The sequence below is a fragment of the Rhizobacter sp. J219 genome, assembly GCF_024700055.1.
GTDB lineage: Bacteria > Pseudomonadota > Gammaproteobacteria > Burkholderiales > Burkholderiaceae_C > Rhizobacter.
This window is the reverse complement of the sequence record NZ_JAJOND010000001.1, coordinates 1113069-1126280: the sequence shown is the minus strand read 5'-3', so window position 1 is coordinate 1126280 and position 13212 is coordinate 1113069. Positions and strand designations below refer to the sequence as shown.

Sequence of the window (13212 nt, the reverse complement as noted above, 5' to 3'; positions counted from 1 at the left end):
GACCACAGGAGGCCAAGACAGAATTGGCCGACTGTGAGTGGCCAGCCGCGACGCAACCTACCGACTCGGGTGGTCAGCGAAGGCAGGCGGAGCAACACACAGCCGATGTCGGCGCCGCCCTCGCCGATCTGTCTCGTCGAAGTGACGACGCATCGGCGCCCCGCCGCTTAAACACCGGTCAAGCGGGTGCCGCTCGACGAGCTTGCATCGCGTTCAGGCCAAAGCCGAGCAACGCCGCCAACAGCACCGCAACCTGTGCAAGGCTGGTCTGAAGCGTGGGGAAGATGCCCAAGACCGGCACGCGCAGGCTGCCTACCGGCGTTGCGCTGAGCCAGCCGGCCTCCTGCAGACCCGAGACGCCCTTGCCGGCCAGCACCACCGCCAGTACCGCCACCAGGATCGAGCTGAGCGAGAAGAACGTTCCGACAGGCATGCGGGCGCTCGTGCGCAGGAACACTGCAGCGATGATGGCGAGCAGGATCAGGCCGACGGCCAGTCCGGCCAACAGCGCTGAGCCGTGGCCATCGGCTGCCAGCGCCGAGAAGAAGAGAACCGTCTCAAAAACCTCGCGGTACACGGCGACAAACGCCAGCAGGAACAAGGCCCAGGCAGAGCGCCGGGTCATGGCGGCCGACAGCTTGTCACGTAGGTAAGCCTGCCAGCGCCCGGCGCTGCTCTTCTGGTGCATCCACAGGCCGACCGACAGCAGCACGGCCGCGGCAAAGAGTGATGACAGCCCTTCGGTGACTTCCCGGCTGGCTCCGCTGACGCCCACCACATAGGTGGCGATCCACCACGTGACACCACCGGCGGCAAGGGCGGTCACCCAGCCGCCGTGGACATAGCGCAGTGCTTGACCCTGGTTGGCCTTTCGGAGGAAGGCAATCATGGCGACCACGATCAGCAGTGCCTCGACGCCTTCTCGCAGAAGGATGGTGAGAGCGGCAATGAAGCTGGTCGTGGCGTCGGCGCGGCCGGCGCTCAGCTCGCCATCCACGCGGGAGAACAGCAGATCAAGTTCGTGGGCCTTGGCCACGACGACATCGGCCTGTTTTGCGGCGATCGCGGAACGGTACAGCTGCATGGTGCGCTCCACCTCGACCAGCAGGTCCTTGTTGCGCGACTCCAGGGCTGCTTCCAGCGGCTCGAACCCGTCGAGGTAGGCTGACAACGCCAGACGGATGGCCTCGGTACCGTTTCCCGTCTCGAAGGCCTTCAAACTCGCTTGCATCTGTGATCGTGCGAGAGGAATGCCGGCCAACTGGTTGCCTGTGATGGCCTGGGGCTCGCTGCGCGCAAAGGCCAGCAGGTCAGTGGCCTGGGCACCCAGGTGCTGTACCAACAAGCTCTCGCTGGCCGTGGTGAGCGCCGCCAGGTCCGGCAGCGCGGCACGCGCCTTGGGGTCGTTCTGAAGCATCGCCGCGCCGCGCTCACGGGCGGCCGCATCGAACGAGAGCGTCCCGACATAGAACGCGAGCGCCCAGCGGTCCTGGTCCGGCAGCGCCTTGAACGACGGCATCGACGTGCCTTCGACGCCCTGCGATGTCACTTGGTAGAGGGCAAGGATCGAGCGCGCACGGGCGCGTCCCTTGTCCGTGAAATCGACGGGCTTGGGGTCGAGCGACTTGGACGCTGGACCGTCCCCCCCGCCCGTGGGCCCGTGACAGGCCGCGCAATGCACTTGGTACAGCCGCTGTCCCTGTGCCAGATCCGGGGCCAAGCGGGGTGCGACCGGGATCGGGTACGCCGTCAGCAAGAGGCCGCCGGCCTGCTGCGCAAGGTCAGCGACGCGGTCCGCGGGCGCCTTCTGCAGGACCGCATTGCGCAGCTGTTCGGCAAGTGACACCAATTGGCCATGTGAGCCATGCGGTGGCAAGGCCTTCGCCTGCGCAACGGCGTTGTCGCTGAATTCCCGCATCTCCTGGTACTCACCTTCGCTGCTCACCACCCCATTGGCCACAGCGCCCGGGTAGTCCACCGCCACGTAGTCCAAGAGCTGCCAGAGTTGGCGAACCTGCTGGTCGTTGTCGACCGGCGTCTCGGCGGCCCAGGCAGGAGCGAGGGATGCGCCGAAGCCGATGGCGATCGCCATGAGGCAGCGTCCGAGGAATGCGGTCATGTTGAGTTCAGGATAATGATTCTCTTTCGCATTTGACATCCTTCCCCCATGGGAAGGTCAAGAGCCATGACACCAACATGACGGAGTTGTCATCTTGGCGTTCGGTCTCGGTTAGAAACCAGTTCGTACAGTGGCTCTCGCTGTCGAACCAGACCAGGGGTTGCTCATGAGCGTGGAGAGGTTGCCGCCGGACAACTATGGCGTCCGGGTCATTGTGCAAAGACGATCGCGTACGACTCCTCTGGCTGGCCAACCAGGTCGGCGAAGACGCCTTACGAAACAGCGTGCGCCGGTACCAACACCGGTTCATTGGCAGCATGCCCTTTGTGTCGAAGATGATTCGCTGGCACAGGCTGGAAGCGTCCCCTGAGTTGTGCGCGTTGCACCGGCCTTAGCCCAGGTTTTGCGCTCCTCGCCAGGGGGAGCGCAATGCAACCGGCCACAGCCCGCGACCAACGGACCGGAGTGCGTCTCAGACGCTCAACGACGCATCCATGGTCGCAAGCTGTGCTCCGGCAGGCGAGCTGACTTGAAGTTTGCGGTGCAGCGCCAACCCGGGAGGACCAGGGCAAGAGACTGAACCAGGTCCGGCGGGCCTTCCACGAGGAATGTGCCTGCAGTGCACCTGAGCACGTTGCCACCTACGCCCTTGATCTTCAAGCGGGCGCGGCGCAGCTCCCGCTCATCGGGTTCATGAGCTGTTCGCAAGACGAACATGCAATGCCGGCGCACTGCCTACCAGCCTGAGGTGGCGGCAACGTAGGCTCGAGCCGCATCCAAGACGTATTCGAAGCGTGCCTCGGGATCGGCGGCAATGATGCTAGCCGCCTCTGGCTCGAAGCCACGTTGTTTGATCGCGGCTCCCAGCAGCACTTCCACTGGCGATAGCAGTCCAAGTTCCGGACACTCCCCGGCAAAGAACAACTGGGGGTGGCCGTCGGACTGCGCGAGCACGGCGAGCAGCTGTCCGAGTTTGTCCCCGGCCAGTGCAGGCAACGCTTGATAGCTCGGAAAGCGCTGTTCGCCAGACACGGCCGGCCCGACGGCGAAGAGCTCGCCCGCGGCGGCGCGATGCCGCACCTCCTCGACTGTTATCCGGAGTTGGGCGGCCAGCTGCGCGGCGCTCACCGCCGCGAACGGATCGGCCTCGCCATCGAACAGCGGCAACTTGGTCCGCGGCTCAGGCCTGCTGGACGTCCTTCTGCCACGCGGCATGGCCGGCAGTGCACCGAATAGAAGGGTTCGTTCACCCTTGGGTTCTTCCGCCTTCTGGTCGAGTGTGTTGGTGAACTCGTTGCCTTCGAAGTCCTGGAAGACCAGCACGCTGTGTCCGACCGATTGTTCGACCGTCCATACCCGTTCGATCTGCCGCGCTTCCCATCGGCCGTCGCCTTCGTGTGACGGCGTCATCTGCTGCACGCTGACTGGCCGGCGCCCCCCGTCGACTCTCAGGGTCTCTGAGGTCCACGTCCCATGAGCAACACACCGAACGCAGCATCTCCACGTCGTCGCCAGAGACCAGGCACGTGACGATGAACCACGGTGCGCGAATCGACAAGTGCATCGCCCGAAAGCAATGCTCACCGTCGCCGGCCAGGGCCGACATCATCGGGTCTTCGAAACTCTCATGGGCAACGAACATGGCGGATCATGCGCTCCTGCGGTATATAAAGCCGACAGTGTGATCATAAAGACCGTCGCCCGCAGCGGTCGCCTGAGATTCGCAGGGGCCGGCCTCGGGGTTAGATGCTCATTCGGCATACGGTGGCGACGCCGCTAGGCTGGCGTGGAAAGGTTGCCATGCCCAAGTCCCTGTACAGCCGACACAACGAAATCTTCCTCACGCTGCTGCGTGACAGCCGCGAGTCGGTGCAGTTGCGCCAAGCCGACTTGGCGCTCTTGGTCGGCAGGGATCAAACCACCGTGAGTCGTGTGGAAACCGGCGAGCGCCGGCTTGACGTCCTGCAGTTGCGGCAGTGGCTGCGCGCCCTTGGCGTGGACTTCCTCGCCTTTATGAACGAGCTGGAACGGCGCCTGGGCGAGTCGCCCATCCTGGAGACCGTTCACCGCCTGCCCCCCGCCACACCCCTCGTGGAATTGACCTCCGTGGAGCGACGCCGCAAACGCTGAAACAGACAAGCGCTATGTAGATCCACCTTTATATAGCGTGGATCAATTTGGGCAGATGCCGGACCCTCCGGCGCATGTCCACCCGTGTCGCAAAACCGAAGACTGGCAGGCCGCGCGGCGCGGGAAGCTTCGACTCCGAGGTGGCGACGGTCGTGGGCGACGTTATCCGCAAAAACCGGCTCGCGGCCGGGATCTCCCAGGAGACGCTGGCGGACATGGCCAATGTCGGGCGGTCCTACTGCGGCAGCGTCGAGCGCGGCGAAAGCCAGCCGACGCTGTTCGTCGTCCTGAAGATGGCGGCCGCACTTGAGATCGAAGGGCACACGCTCGTGCGCCAGGTCGAGCACGCGCTCGCCAGGCGCCGCTTCAAAGGCGCGACCAAGCCCAAGCGAAGCTGAGAGCCTGCTCGGGCGACGTCGCGGCAGTCAATTGCGGTTCAGCGGATCCTGGTCCACGTAGACGACGGTACTCGCGAAGTCGTGCGGCGCGATCTTCGTCAGCGGCACGCCGCGGTTGTCCATGCCGTTGAAGGTCCAGGCGAACTGTTCCGCGCCCTTCACGAACTTGACCGTCTCACCGTAGTTGACGCGCACGACGCGGGTGGTGGTCACGTCGACCGTGCGGGTGGCCACCTTGCCGTCGGCGGGTTGTCCGTAGAAGGAGCTGCCGTTGCGGAAGTTGCCGCCGTCGTTGGCGAACGCGATCAGGGGTGCGGCGATGGCGGCAAGGGTGAGGGTGCGGGCAAAGGTCTTGATCATGGTGAGACTCCGTTGAGTGGCAGCGATCGACCTGTTCGATCGCCTGGAGCTCACTGTAGAAATCAGCCCCGAACGTCACGCCCACGACGGCATGACAGTTTGGTCATGTGGGAGACGGCGGCAGGGAGGGCAGGGCGGCGAGGCTGAAACCGATCTCGGTCCAGCCGTCCGAGCTTTGGGCGTGGGTACTGCCCCCGTGCATGAGAGCGATCGCACGCACGATGGCCAGGCCGAGCCCGTGGTGGCCGCTGCTGCGCTCGCGCGCGGCATCGGCCCGGAAGAATCGGTCGAAGAGCCTTGGCAGGACAGCCGGATCGATGGGGGCGCCAGGGTTTCGAACCACGACGTTCACATGCTTGGGTCCGCGACTGAGACGGATCGTGATCACACCGCCTCGGGGTGTGTATCGAGTGGCATTGGCGACGAGGTTCAACGTCGCGCGGCGCACGAGTGTCGGGTTGCACACTGCCGTCGCATCCCCCTCGACCTGCACCCGCTGCTGGCGGTCCTCCAGCAGTGGCTCCAGGTACTCGTTGACCCGTTGCGCTTCAAGGCGCAGATCGGTCGGCTTGAGGCTGTCCGCGAGCTGCCCTTGGTCGGCCCGTGCGAGGAACAGCATGTCGTTGACGAGGCCCGCCTGCTCGCGCAGCACTTCCAGGTTGGAGCTCGAGCGTCTCGCGCAGTTCGGCCACGGCACGCGGACGTTGCAATGCCACTTCCGTGGCGTTGATCATGGTGGCCAGCGGTGTGCGCAGCTCGTGCGCCACGTCCGCGCTGAAGGCCTCCAGTTGGCTGTAGGCGGCTTCCACCCGCGCCAGCGCCCGGTTGAAGCTCTCCACCAGTTCCTGGTTTCGGAGGTCTCCACCGGCGACAGGCGTGCCGACAGCGCGGAAGGGCTCAGGGCCGCGGCCTCCCGCGACAGCCGGCGCACCGGCTGCAGCGAGCGGCGGGTGATCCAGGCGGTCAGCAGGACCGTGAGTGCGACGCCGATCCCGCACAGGATGCCGATGGTGGTCCGGTAGCGCTGCAGCAGGGCCTGCTGCCCTCGCACGTCGATGGCGACGATGAGTTCCGCGTTCGGCAGCACATCATGCGCCGGCAACTTGATGCGCAGCCCCTCCAGGGCCAAGCCGTCTTCGCGCCGGACCTCGACCCGTCCGAAGGCATCGGGCGTCACGGCAGGGCGGCGCTTCCCCCCGTACAACACCTCACCGGCATCGGTGACCAGCCACAGCCGCATGAGCCCGTCACCGATCAGCACGTCGTCCAGCCGATGGCTAAGGTGAGGCAGGTCCTCCGGGGTTTCCAGCTCTTCCAGGAAGTGGCGCACCACGTCCACCTTGCCGGCGAGTTCCTGCTCCCGCGCGCGCATGAACTCGGCTTCCAGCGCGCGCTGCAACAGCACCGCAACGACGGTGAAAACCAGCACGGCCAGGACGCACAGGGTCACGGTCAGGCGTGCGGCCATGGACCGTGCAGGGCTCACTCGCGCATCTCCAGGACGTAGCCCACACCGCGCACCGTGTGCAGCAGCGGTTTGTCGAAGCCGTCGTCGAGCTTGGCACGCAGCCGGCGCACCGCCACGTCGATGACGTTGGTCTCGCTGTCGAAGTGCATGTCCCAGACCTGCTCGGCGAGCACCGTGCGCGACAGCACTTCACCCGTGCGGCGCAGCAGCAGCGTGAGCAGGCCGAACTCCTTGGGCGTGAGATCGAGCCGCTTGTCGCCTCGGGTGGCCTTGCGACGGGCGAGGTCAACCTCCAGGTCGGCCAGTCGCAGCTGCATGAGCGGCTGGGGATTCTTGCTGCCGCGGCGTAGCAGCGCTTCCACGCGTGCCAGCAGTTCGCTGAACGCAAAGGGTTTGACGAGGTAGTCGTCGGCGCCGCCCTTGAGGCCGCTGACCCGGTCCTCCACCTTGTCGCGGGCGGTGAGCATCAGCACCGGCGTGTCCTTGCGCTCGCGCAGCCCGCGCAGCACGCCGAAACCGTCGATGCCCGGCAGCATGACGTCTAGCAGCACCAGGTCGTATTCGCCTTCTGTGGCCAGGTGCCGCCCGTCGATGCCATCGTGCGCCACGTCGACCACGTAGCCGTTTTCGGTCAAGCCCTTCTTGAGGTAGGCGGCCAGCCGCACCTCGTCTTCCACCACCAGGATCCTCATGGCGCGAGTGTGGCCCAAGGCCGCCCGGCTTTGCATTACGAAACCGTAATGTGGGGGTTCGGCTGGCGTCCGCAGCCGATCCCTAGAGTGGCGTTCATGGGTGCTTCGGATCGGCCGGAGCCCCGAGTTCAACCACTGGAGTTTGAGGATGAACGTCAAAGCACTGATCCTGTCTGCGGCCCTCGCGTCGCTTGCCCCCTGGGCCGCCATCGCCGCCACGGACGCCCCGGCTGCAGGCGCCACCGCCAGCGTCGGCTACACCACCGGCGAGGTGAAGAAAGTCGACGCCGAGCAGGGCAAGATCACGCTCAAGCACGGCCCGATCGACAACCTGGGGATGCCCGGCATGACGATGGTCTTCCGCGCCGAGGCGGCCGTTCTGGCCAAGGTCAAGCCCGGCGACAACGTGCGCTTCAAGGCCGACAAGGTCGATGGCGCGATCAAGGTGACCGAGCTGGTGAGCCAGTAAGGGACCTGGGCCCGGGGATGCCATCCGCGCTCCCCTGGCCCGGCATCGGATATTCAACTTCCACCGATCGATCGCCTAGACTTCCGCCCATGTGGCTCATTGTCCGAACTGCGCTGATCTGGCTGCTGGCCGTCGCTTTGCCCGTGCAAGGCGCGGCCGCGGCCACCATGCTGTCGTGCGGACCCGGCCACCACGGCGCAGCCGCGGGTGCCCACGCACATGCCGACGGTCCTGCCGGGGTGTCAAGCCACCACACGCACAACGGCGACGAGGCCGGTGACCACGCCTCTGGCCATGCCCATCCCCACGGGTCGACGGCCGGCCATCACGGCGGCGACGCGGCCACTTCGCACGACCTGTCGGCTGACCCGTCTCCGGACGGCAGCCCGGTTCACAACACCGCTGGCAAGTGCAGCGCTTGCGCTTCCTGCTGCACGGTCGCCGTGCTTCCGACCTCGGTATGGCCGATGGGATCCTCCCAAGCGGTCGACCGTGTGGTGCCCCAGCTCGTGGCCCAGACTGCCGTCTTCATGACTGGCGGTCCCGAACGGCCGCCTCGAACCTTCCTCGCCTGACCGCCGTCGCCGCGTGTGACGGACGCTGACGCGTCCGCCGCGTCGGCCTGTACGACCACGCCAGGGCCTGACCGGGCCGATGCCTGATGCCCTGGCCGCGAGGAATCCATGTCATTGCACAAAAACGTCTGCCTGCTGGCAGCACTGCTGGCCGCGTCCTGGGGCGCCAATGCCCAGCCGGCACGGGCGGCTGCGCCAGGCGCTTCATCGGCCAGTACACCGGCGCCATCCACAGCTGCCGCCAGCCTCCCGGTAAACAGCGGGGGCACAGGGGCCGCCTCTGACAGCCTGCGATATCGCTCGGCGTTCGAAGGCTACCGGCGCTACGCCGACGAGCCGGTCACGCCCTGGAAGGCTGCCAACGATCAGGTCGGCCGCATCGGCGGCTGGAAAACCTATGCCAAGGAAGCCGCCGGCGACACCCCGGGCGGGGCCCACGGCGAGCATGGCGCATCGCCCGCACCGGGCGCCGCGCCAGCTGAGGCCACGCGGCCGGCTGCATCGGGTCCCACGCCGCCGCGCGCCGGGACGGCCACGACCGACAAGCCGTTCGGCCAGAGCGATACCGCGACGCCGCCCAAGGCCGCCCCGCGTCCCACGCAGGCCGGCTCACAGCCGGCTGCACCGGCGTCCAGCGCGACCCCTCCGGCCAAACCGGCCGACCACACCAAACACCACTGAGGAGCCCCGCATGAGATTCAGGGCCGTACCAAGCCCCCGGCGCACCACGGTCGCCATCGCGGCCGTTGCCGCGGCACTGCTGCTGGGCGGATGCGCCAGCACGGCGATCGACAAGAACTTCCAGGACGTGCAGAGCCTGACCCAGAGCCGGCTCGGCGCCGAGGTCAAGTGGCTCAACAGCGACGCCGCACGGCGGCAAGCGCAGTCCGATGTGGACGCCTTGCTGGCCAAGCCGCTGTCCGCCGACGATGCCGTGCGCGTAGCGCTCGCCTACAGCCCGGCGCTGCAGAGTGCGCTCTTCGAGAGCGCCGCGGCCTCGGCCGGTGCCACCCAGTCGGCCCGCCTGCCCAACCCGATCTTCACTTTCGAGCGGCTGGTGCGGCGCTCGGGTGGTGATGTCGATGTGGACATCGGGCGCATGCTGGGCATCTCGGTGTTCGACCTGCTGCTCCTGCCGCAGCGCCTGCGCCTGGCCGACTTCCAGCAGCAGCAACTGCAGATGCGGCTGGCGAGCGACGTCGTGCAGGCGGCCACCGATGCGCGCCAGAACTGGGTGCGCGCGGTGGCGGCTCAGCAGTCGGTGCAGTACTTCGAGCAGGTCAAGCGCACCGCCGACGTGAGTGCCGAGCTGGCCCGCAGGATGCAGGCGGTGGGCAACTTCAACCGGCTGCAACGGGCTCGCGAGCAGGCCTTCGCGGCCGATGCAGTGGCCGAACTGGCACGGGCGCGTCAGGCGGCATTGAGCGCGCGCGAAGCGCTGGTGCGCTCGCTCGGCCTCACGGCCGCGCAAGCGCAGCAGCTCAAGCTGCCGGACCGGCTGCCGGACCTGCCCAAGACGGTGCGCTCCGAAGAATCGGTCGCGCAGCAGGCGATCGACCAGCGGCTGGACGTTCGCCTGGCGCGTGCCGACCTCGAGTTCACCGCGAGAGAGCAGGGGCTGTCGAGGATCACGAGCGTGGTCAACGGCTTCCACGTCGCGGCGGTGCGCAACAGCGAGACCGGTTCCCCCCCGCAGAAGGGCTACGGGTTCGAGCTACCCACTGCCGATCTTCGATTTCGGGGACGCGGGACGCGCCCGTGCCCAGGCCACCTACATGGCCGCGCTCAACCGCACCGCGCAGATCGGCGTGGAGGCCACGTCGCAGGTACGCGAGACCTATGGCGGCTACCGCACCTCGTACGACATTGCCCGCCACTACCTTGACGAGGTCGTCCCCCTGCGCAAGACGATCGCCGAAGAGAACCAGCTTCGCTACAACGGGATGCTGATCGGCGTCTTCGAGTTGCTCGCCGATGCGCGCGAGCAGATCGGCAGCGTCGTGCAGGCCATCGACGCCCAACGCGACTTCTGGCTAGCGGACGCGGCCCTGCAGGCCTCGCTGATCGGCAAGCCCTCTGGCGGCGTGTCCATGGAGGCACGCCCGGCGGGCGGCTCCGGCGGCGCGGCAGCCCACTGAACTTCTACGGAGACCCCATTCCATGACTACAAGTCGACGCGGCTTTTTGACCGGCACCGCAGCAGCGGGTGCCGCCGTCGCGGCCTCCACGGTAAGCAAGGTGGCCATGGCGGCCTTGCCTGAGCCGGTCATCCAGACCAACCCCCTGACCGCCCCGCCGCTGGTGCCCAACACCGGCCGTCCCTACAACCCGATGGTGACGCTGAACGGCTGGAGCCTGCCCTGGCGCATGAACAACGGCGTAAAGGAGTTCCACCTGGTGGCCGAGCCGGTCGTGCGCGAGTTCGCGCCCGGCATGAAGGCGCACCTGTGGGGCTACAACGGCACGTCGCCCGGGCCGACCATCGAGGTGGTCGAGGGCGACCGGGTGCGTCTGTTCGTCACCAACAAGCTGCCCGAGCACACCACCATCCATTGGCACGGCCTGCGCCTGCCCAACGGCATGGACGGCGTGGGCGGCCTGACCCAGCCGCACATCCAGCCCGGCAAGACCTACGTCTACGAATTCGTCGTGCGGCGCAGCGGCACCTTCAAGTACCACCCGCACGCCGACGAGATGGTGCAGATGGCCATGGGCATGTACGGGATGTTCATCGTGCACCCCAAGGACCCGAAGTTCATGCCGGTCGAGCGCGACTACGGCTTCATCCTGACCGCCTTCGACATCGAGCCGGGCAGTTTCACGCCTCGCGTGAGCGAGATGACGAATTTCAACCTGTGGACCTTCAACTCGCGGGTCTTCCCCGGCATCGACCCGATGGTGGCCAAGCTTGGCGAACGGGTGCGAATTCGCATCGGCAACCTGACGATGACCAACCACCCGATCCACCTGCACGGCTACGAGTTCATGGTGACCGGCACCGACGGTGGCTGGACCCGTGAGAGCGCCCGTTGGAACGAGGTCACGACGGACGTGGCCGTCGGGCAGATGCGAGCCGTGGAGTTTCTGGCGGACGAGCCCGGCGACTGGGCGTTCCACTGCCACAAGAGCCACCACACGATGAACGCCATGGGGCACGAACTGGCCACCATGATCGGCGTGGACCACACCGGCATCGCCAAGGAGGTCAACAAGCTCATCCCCGACTACATGGTGATGGGCGAGCGCGGCATGGCCGACATGGCGGAGATGGAGATGCCCATTCCCGACAACACGCTGCCGATGATGACCGGGCAGGGTCCGTTCGGTCCGGTCGAGATGGGCGGCATGTTCACCGTCATGAAGGTGCGCGCCGACCAGAAGCGCGGCGACTTCAAGGATCCGGGCTGGTACCAGCACCCCAAGGGCGAGGTGGCCTACGAGTTCACCGGAACGCTCCCCGAGCCCGCCCGTTCGTTCTCCGCGGGTGGCCAATCGATGCCACTCGCCAAGAAGGGCAAGAGCGTTGAGATGCGCGTGCGCAAGCCCACCGGCAACGGCGGGCACAACGGCCATTGATTCCCGATGAAGCCTGGCCAACTCCAATTCATTCATCCACGTCACCACTCTGATTCACCGAGGACTCCCATGAAATCCAAATCCATTGCCCTTGCCATCGCGCTTGCCCTGAGCGCCTCCGTCGCCTTTGCGGGCGGCACCCACGCTGGCGGTCACGGCGACGAGAGCGCCATCGGGGTGCCGGGCGTGGCCGCCAAGGTCACCCGCACGGTCGAAGTCAACATGACCGACAACATGCGCTTCACGCCCGCCAGCATCGATGTCAAGCAGGGCGAGACGGTTCGCTTCAAGGTGAAGAACTCCGGCCAGGTGAAGCACGAGTTCGTGCTCGGCACCGAGAAGGAGCTCAAGGAGCACTACCAGGTGATGCTCAAGAACCCGGAGATGGAGCACGAGGAACCCAACATGATCACGTTGGCCGGCGGCAAGACGGGTGAGGTCATCTGGCAATTCACCAAGGCCGGCAAGGTCGACTTCGGCTGCCTGCAACCGGGGCACTGGGACGCCGGCATGAAGGGCGCGGTGACGGTCGCTAAGGGCAAGGCGCCGGCGGCGAAGGCGGCCGACGGCCACAACCACAAGCATTGAAAGGGGTGACGCGATGAAGCGCCGCGAGATGCTGGTCGCCGGTCTGGCCGCCGCCACGATGGGCGCCCAGGCCAATGCCGCCAAGCCGTCGCTTGAGGTGTGGAAGTCGCCCGAGTGCGGCTGCTGCAAGGGGTGGATGACCCACATGGAGAAGAACGGCTTCTCGATTGGCAAGGTCCACAACGATGGCAACACCGACGCCCGCAAAACCTTGGGCCTGCCACTTCAGGTTGGCTCCTGCCACACGGCGAAGGTCGGACCGTACGCCCTCGAGGGGCACGTTCCCGCGCGCGAGGTGCGGCGGCTTCTGGCCGAGCGCCCGGCGGCCGTCGGCCTGGCGGTCCCGGCAATGCCGCTCGGAAGCCCCGGCATGGACGGCCCCGATTTCGACAACCAGACCCAACCGTACGACGTGCTGCTGGTTCTTAAGGACGGCAGCACCCGTGTTTTCCAGTCCTACCGCTAAGGAGTCACCATGAAGAACGCCATTTCTCTGCTCTCAGTCGCCCTCGTCTTCGCCACCGGCAGCGCCTTCGCCGGCGGTGACCACGGCGGCGGCCACGGCCACGACAAGTCCACGAACACCACTGTGGCCCAGGCGGCTGCCGGTGCCGACATGGTGGACGGCGAGGTGCGCAAGGTCGACGCTGACAACAAGAAGATCACCGTCAAGCACGGCGAGATCAAGAACCTGCAGATGCCGGGCATGACCATGGTATTCCAGGTCAAGGACCCGGCGATGCTCAGCAACCTCAAGGTGGGCGACAAGATCCGCTTCGCGGCTGAAAAGTCGAGTGGCGCCATCGTCATCACCCAGCTCGAAGCGGCGAAGTAAGA

At 66.5% G+C, this 13212-nt stretch carries 16 protein-coding genes; 10 read left to right on the top strand and 6 right to left on the bottom strand.

Translation table 11 applies throughout. The features are described 5' to 3' along the window. Nucleotides 1-178: 178 nt before the first annotated feature. Together LRS03_RS05175 and LRS03_RS05170 are read right to left on the bottom strand one after the other, a co-directional pair. The gene (locus tag LRS03_RS05175) at nt 179-2092 is read right to left on the bottom strand and encodes a cytochrome c/FTR1 family iron permease (protein ID WP_257824302.1); all 1914 of its coding nucleotides are present in this window, start codon (nt 2090-2092) and stop codon (nt 179-181) included. 762 nt (nt 2093-2854) lie between these two features. Next, on the bottom strand, nt 2855-3538 hold the full coding sequence (locus tag LRS03_RS05170; RefSeq protein ID WP_257824301.1) for a hypothetical protein: 684 nt from the start codon (nt 3536-3538) through the stop codon (nt 2855-2857). A gap of 381 nt (nt 3539-3919) precedes the next feature. On the opposite strand from LRS03_RS05170, the gene LRS03_RS05165 reads away from it, so the two are divergent. Both LRS03_RS05165 and LRS03_RS05160 read left to right on the top strand, forming a co-directional pair. Next, nucleotides 3920-4249 carry a helix-turn-helix domain-containing protein gene (locus LRS03_RS05165; RefSeq protein ID WP_257824300.1) on the top strand — a complete coding sequence of 110 codons (330 nt, stop codon included), beginning with the start codon at nt 3920-3922 and terminating at the stop codon, nt 4247-4249. A 74-nt stretch (nt 4250-4323) separates the two neighbouring features. Then, entirely contained in the window at nt 4324-4647 is a 324-nt protein-coding gene (locus LRS03_RS05160) for a helix-turn-helix domain-containing protein (protein ID WP_257824297.1), read from the top strand. A gap of 27 nt (nt 4648-4674) precedes the next feature. Here LRS03_RS05160 and LRS03_RS05155 read toward each other — a convergent pair whose 3' ends face one another. The 4 genes from LRS03_RS05155 to LRS03_RS05140 all read right to left on the bottom strand — a co-directional run bounded on the left by LRS03_RS05155 (nt 4675) and on the right by LRS03_RS05140 (nt 7167). Continuing rightward, a complete protein-coding gene (locus tag LRS03_RS05155; protein WP_257824295.1) occupies nt 4675-5007 on the bottom strand; it encodes a CzcE family metal-binding protein in 333 nt (110 codons plus the stop codon). A 103-nt stretch (nt 5008-5110) separates the two neighbouring features. After that, the gene (locus LRS03_RS05150) at nt 5111-5704 is read right to left on the bottom strand and encodes an ATP-binding protein (protein WP_257824294.1); all 594 of its coding nucleotides are present in this window, start codon (nt 5702-5704) and stop codon (nt 5111-5113) included. A 33-nt stretch (nt 5705-5737) separates the two neighbouring features. Then, entirely contained in the window at nt 5738-6475 is a 738-nt protein-coding gene (locus tag LRS03_RS05145; RefSeq protein WP_257824293.1) for a hypothetical protein, read from the bottom strand. Between the two features lie 14 nt (nt 6476-6489). Continuing rightward, nucleotides 6490-7167 (bottom strand): heavy metal response regulator transcription factor, encoded by a 678-nt coding sequence (locus tag LRS03_RS05140; protein WP_257824291.1) that lies wholly within the window; start codon nt 7165-7167, stop codon nt 6490-6492. Between the two features lie 148 nt (nt 7168-7315). On the opposite strand from LRS03_RS05140, the gene LRS03_RS05135 reads away from it, so the two are divergent. The 8 genes from LRS03_RS05135 (at nt 7316) to LRS03_RS05100 (ending at nt 13210) form a co-directional block, all read left to right on the top strand. After that, nucleotides 7316-7636 (top strand): copper-binding protein, encoded by a 321-nt coding sequence (locus tag LRS03_RS05135; protein WP_257824290.1) that lies wholly within the window; start codon nt 7316-7318, stop codon nt 7634-7636. Nucleotides 7637-8319: 683 nt separating this feature from the next. Further along, nucleotides 8320-8892: a hypothetical protein gene (locus tag LRS03_RS05130; protein ID WP_257824288.1), complete on the top strand. Its 573-nt coding sequence runs from the start codon at nt 8320-8322 to the stop codon at nt 8890-8892. Between the two features lie 10 nt (nt 8893-8902). Next, nucleotides 8903-10096: a TolC family protein gene (locus LRS03_RS05125; RefSeq protein WP_257824286.1), complete on the top strand. Its 1194-nt coding sequence runs from the start codon at nt 8903-8905 to the stop codon at nt 10094-10096. Then, on the top strand, nt 9987-10349 hold the full coding sequence (locus LRS03_RS05120; RefSeq protein WP_257824285.1) for a TolC family protein: 363 nt from the start codon (nt 9987-9989) through the stop codon (nt 10347-10349). Before LRS03_RS05125 ends, LRS03_RS05120 begins: the two co-directional genes overlap by 110 nt. A gap of 22 nt (nt 10350-10371) precedes the next feature. After that, nucleotides 10372-11787: a multicopper oxidase family protein gene (locus tag LRS03_RS05115; protein ID WP_257824284.1), complete on the top strand. Its 1416-nt coding sequence runs from the start codon at nt 10372-10374 to the stop codon at nt 11785-11787. A 69-nt stretch (nt 11788-11856) separates the two neighbouring features. Continuing rightward, a complete protein-coding gene (locus LRS03_RS05110; RefSeq protein ID WP_257824283.1) occupies nt 11857-12375 on the top strand; it encodes a cupredoxin domain-containing protein in 519 nt (172 codons plus the stop codon). Nucleotides 12376-12388: 13 nt separating this feature from the next. Then, complete coding sequence (locus LRS03_RS05105; protein ID WP_257824282.1) at nt 12389-12841, top strand: DUF411 domain-containing protein; 453 nt, start codon at nt 12389-12391, stop codon at nt 12839-12841. Between the two features lie 9 nt (nt 12842-12850). Then, nucleotides 12851-13210, top strand: a complete 360-nt coding sequence (locus LRS03_RS05100; protein WP_257824281.1) for a copper-binding protein — start codon at nt 12851-12853, stop codon at nt 13208-13210. Nucleotides 13211-13212: the final 2 nt, after the last annotated feature.

Coding starts and splice junctions, on each gene's coding strand:
- LRS03_RS05130 (WP_257824288.1), top strand. CDS start 8,320: ATGTCATTGCACAAAAACGTCTGCCTGCTGGCAGCACTGCTGGCCGCG.
- LRS03_RS05160 (WP_257824297.1), top strand. CDS start 4,324: ATGTCCACCCGTGTCGCAAAACCGAAGACTGGCAGGCCGCGCGGCGCG.
- LRS03_RS05125 (WP_257824286.1), top strand. CDS start 8,903: ATGAGATTCAGGGCCGTACCAAGCCCCCGGCGCACCACGGTCGCCATC.
- LRS03_RS05120 (WP_257824285.1), top strand. CDS start 9,987: ATGGCCGCGCTCAACCGCACCGCGCAGATCGGCGTGGAGGCCACGTCG.
- LRS03_RS05115 (WP_257824284.1), top strand. CDS start 10,372: ATGACTACAAGTCGACGCGGCTTTTTGACCGGCACCGCAGCAGCGGGT.
- LRS03_RS05165 (WP_257824300.1), top strand. CDS start 3,920: ATGCCCAAGTCCCTGTACAGCCGACACAACGAAATCTTCCTCACGCTG.
- LRS03_RS05145 (WP_257824293.1), bottom strand. CDS start 6,475: ATGGCCGCACGCCTGACCGTGACCCTGTGCGTCCTGGCCGTGCTGGTT.
- LRS03_RS05175 (WP_257824302.1), bottom strand. CDS start 2,092: ATGGCGATCGCCATCGGCTTCGGCGCATCCCTCGCTCCTGCCTGGGCC.
- LRS03_RS05140 (WP_257824291.1), bottom strand. CDS start 7,167: ATGAGGATCCTGGTGGTGGAAGACGAGGTGCGGCTGGCCGCCTACCTC.
- LRS03_RS05110 (WP_257824283.1), top strand. CDS start 11,857: ATGAAATCCAAATCCATTGCCCTTGCCATCGCGCTTGCCCTGAGCGCC.
- LRS03_RS05155 (WP_257824295.1), bottom strand. CDS start 5,007: ATGATCAAGACCTTTGCCCGCACCCTCACCCTTGCCGCCATCGCCGCA.
- LRS03_RS05135 (WP_257824290.1), top strand. CDS start 7,316: ATGAACGTCAAAGCACTGATCCTGTCTGCGGCCCTCGCGTCGCTTGCC.
- LRS03_RS05100 (WP_257824281.1), top strand. CDS start 12,851: ATGAAGAACGCCATTTCTCTGCTCTCAGTCGCCCTCGTCTTCGCCACC.
- LRS03_RS05105 (WP_257824282.1), top strand. CDS start 12,389: ATGAAGCGCCGCGAGATGCTGGTCGCCGGTCTGGCCGCCGCCACGATG.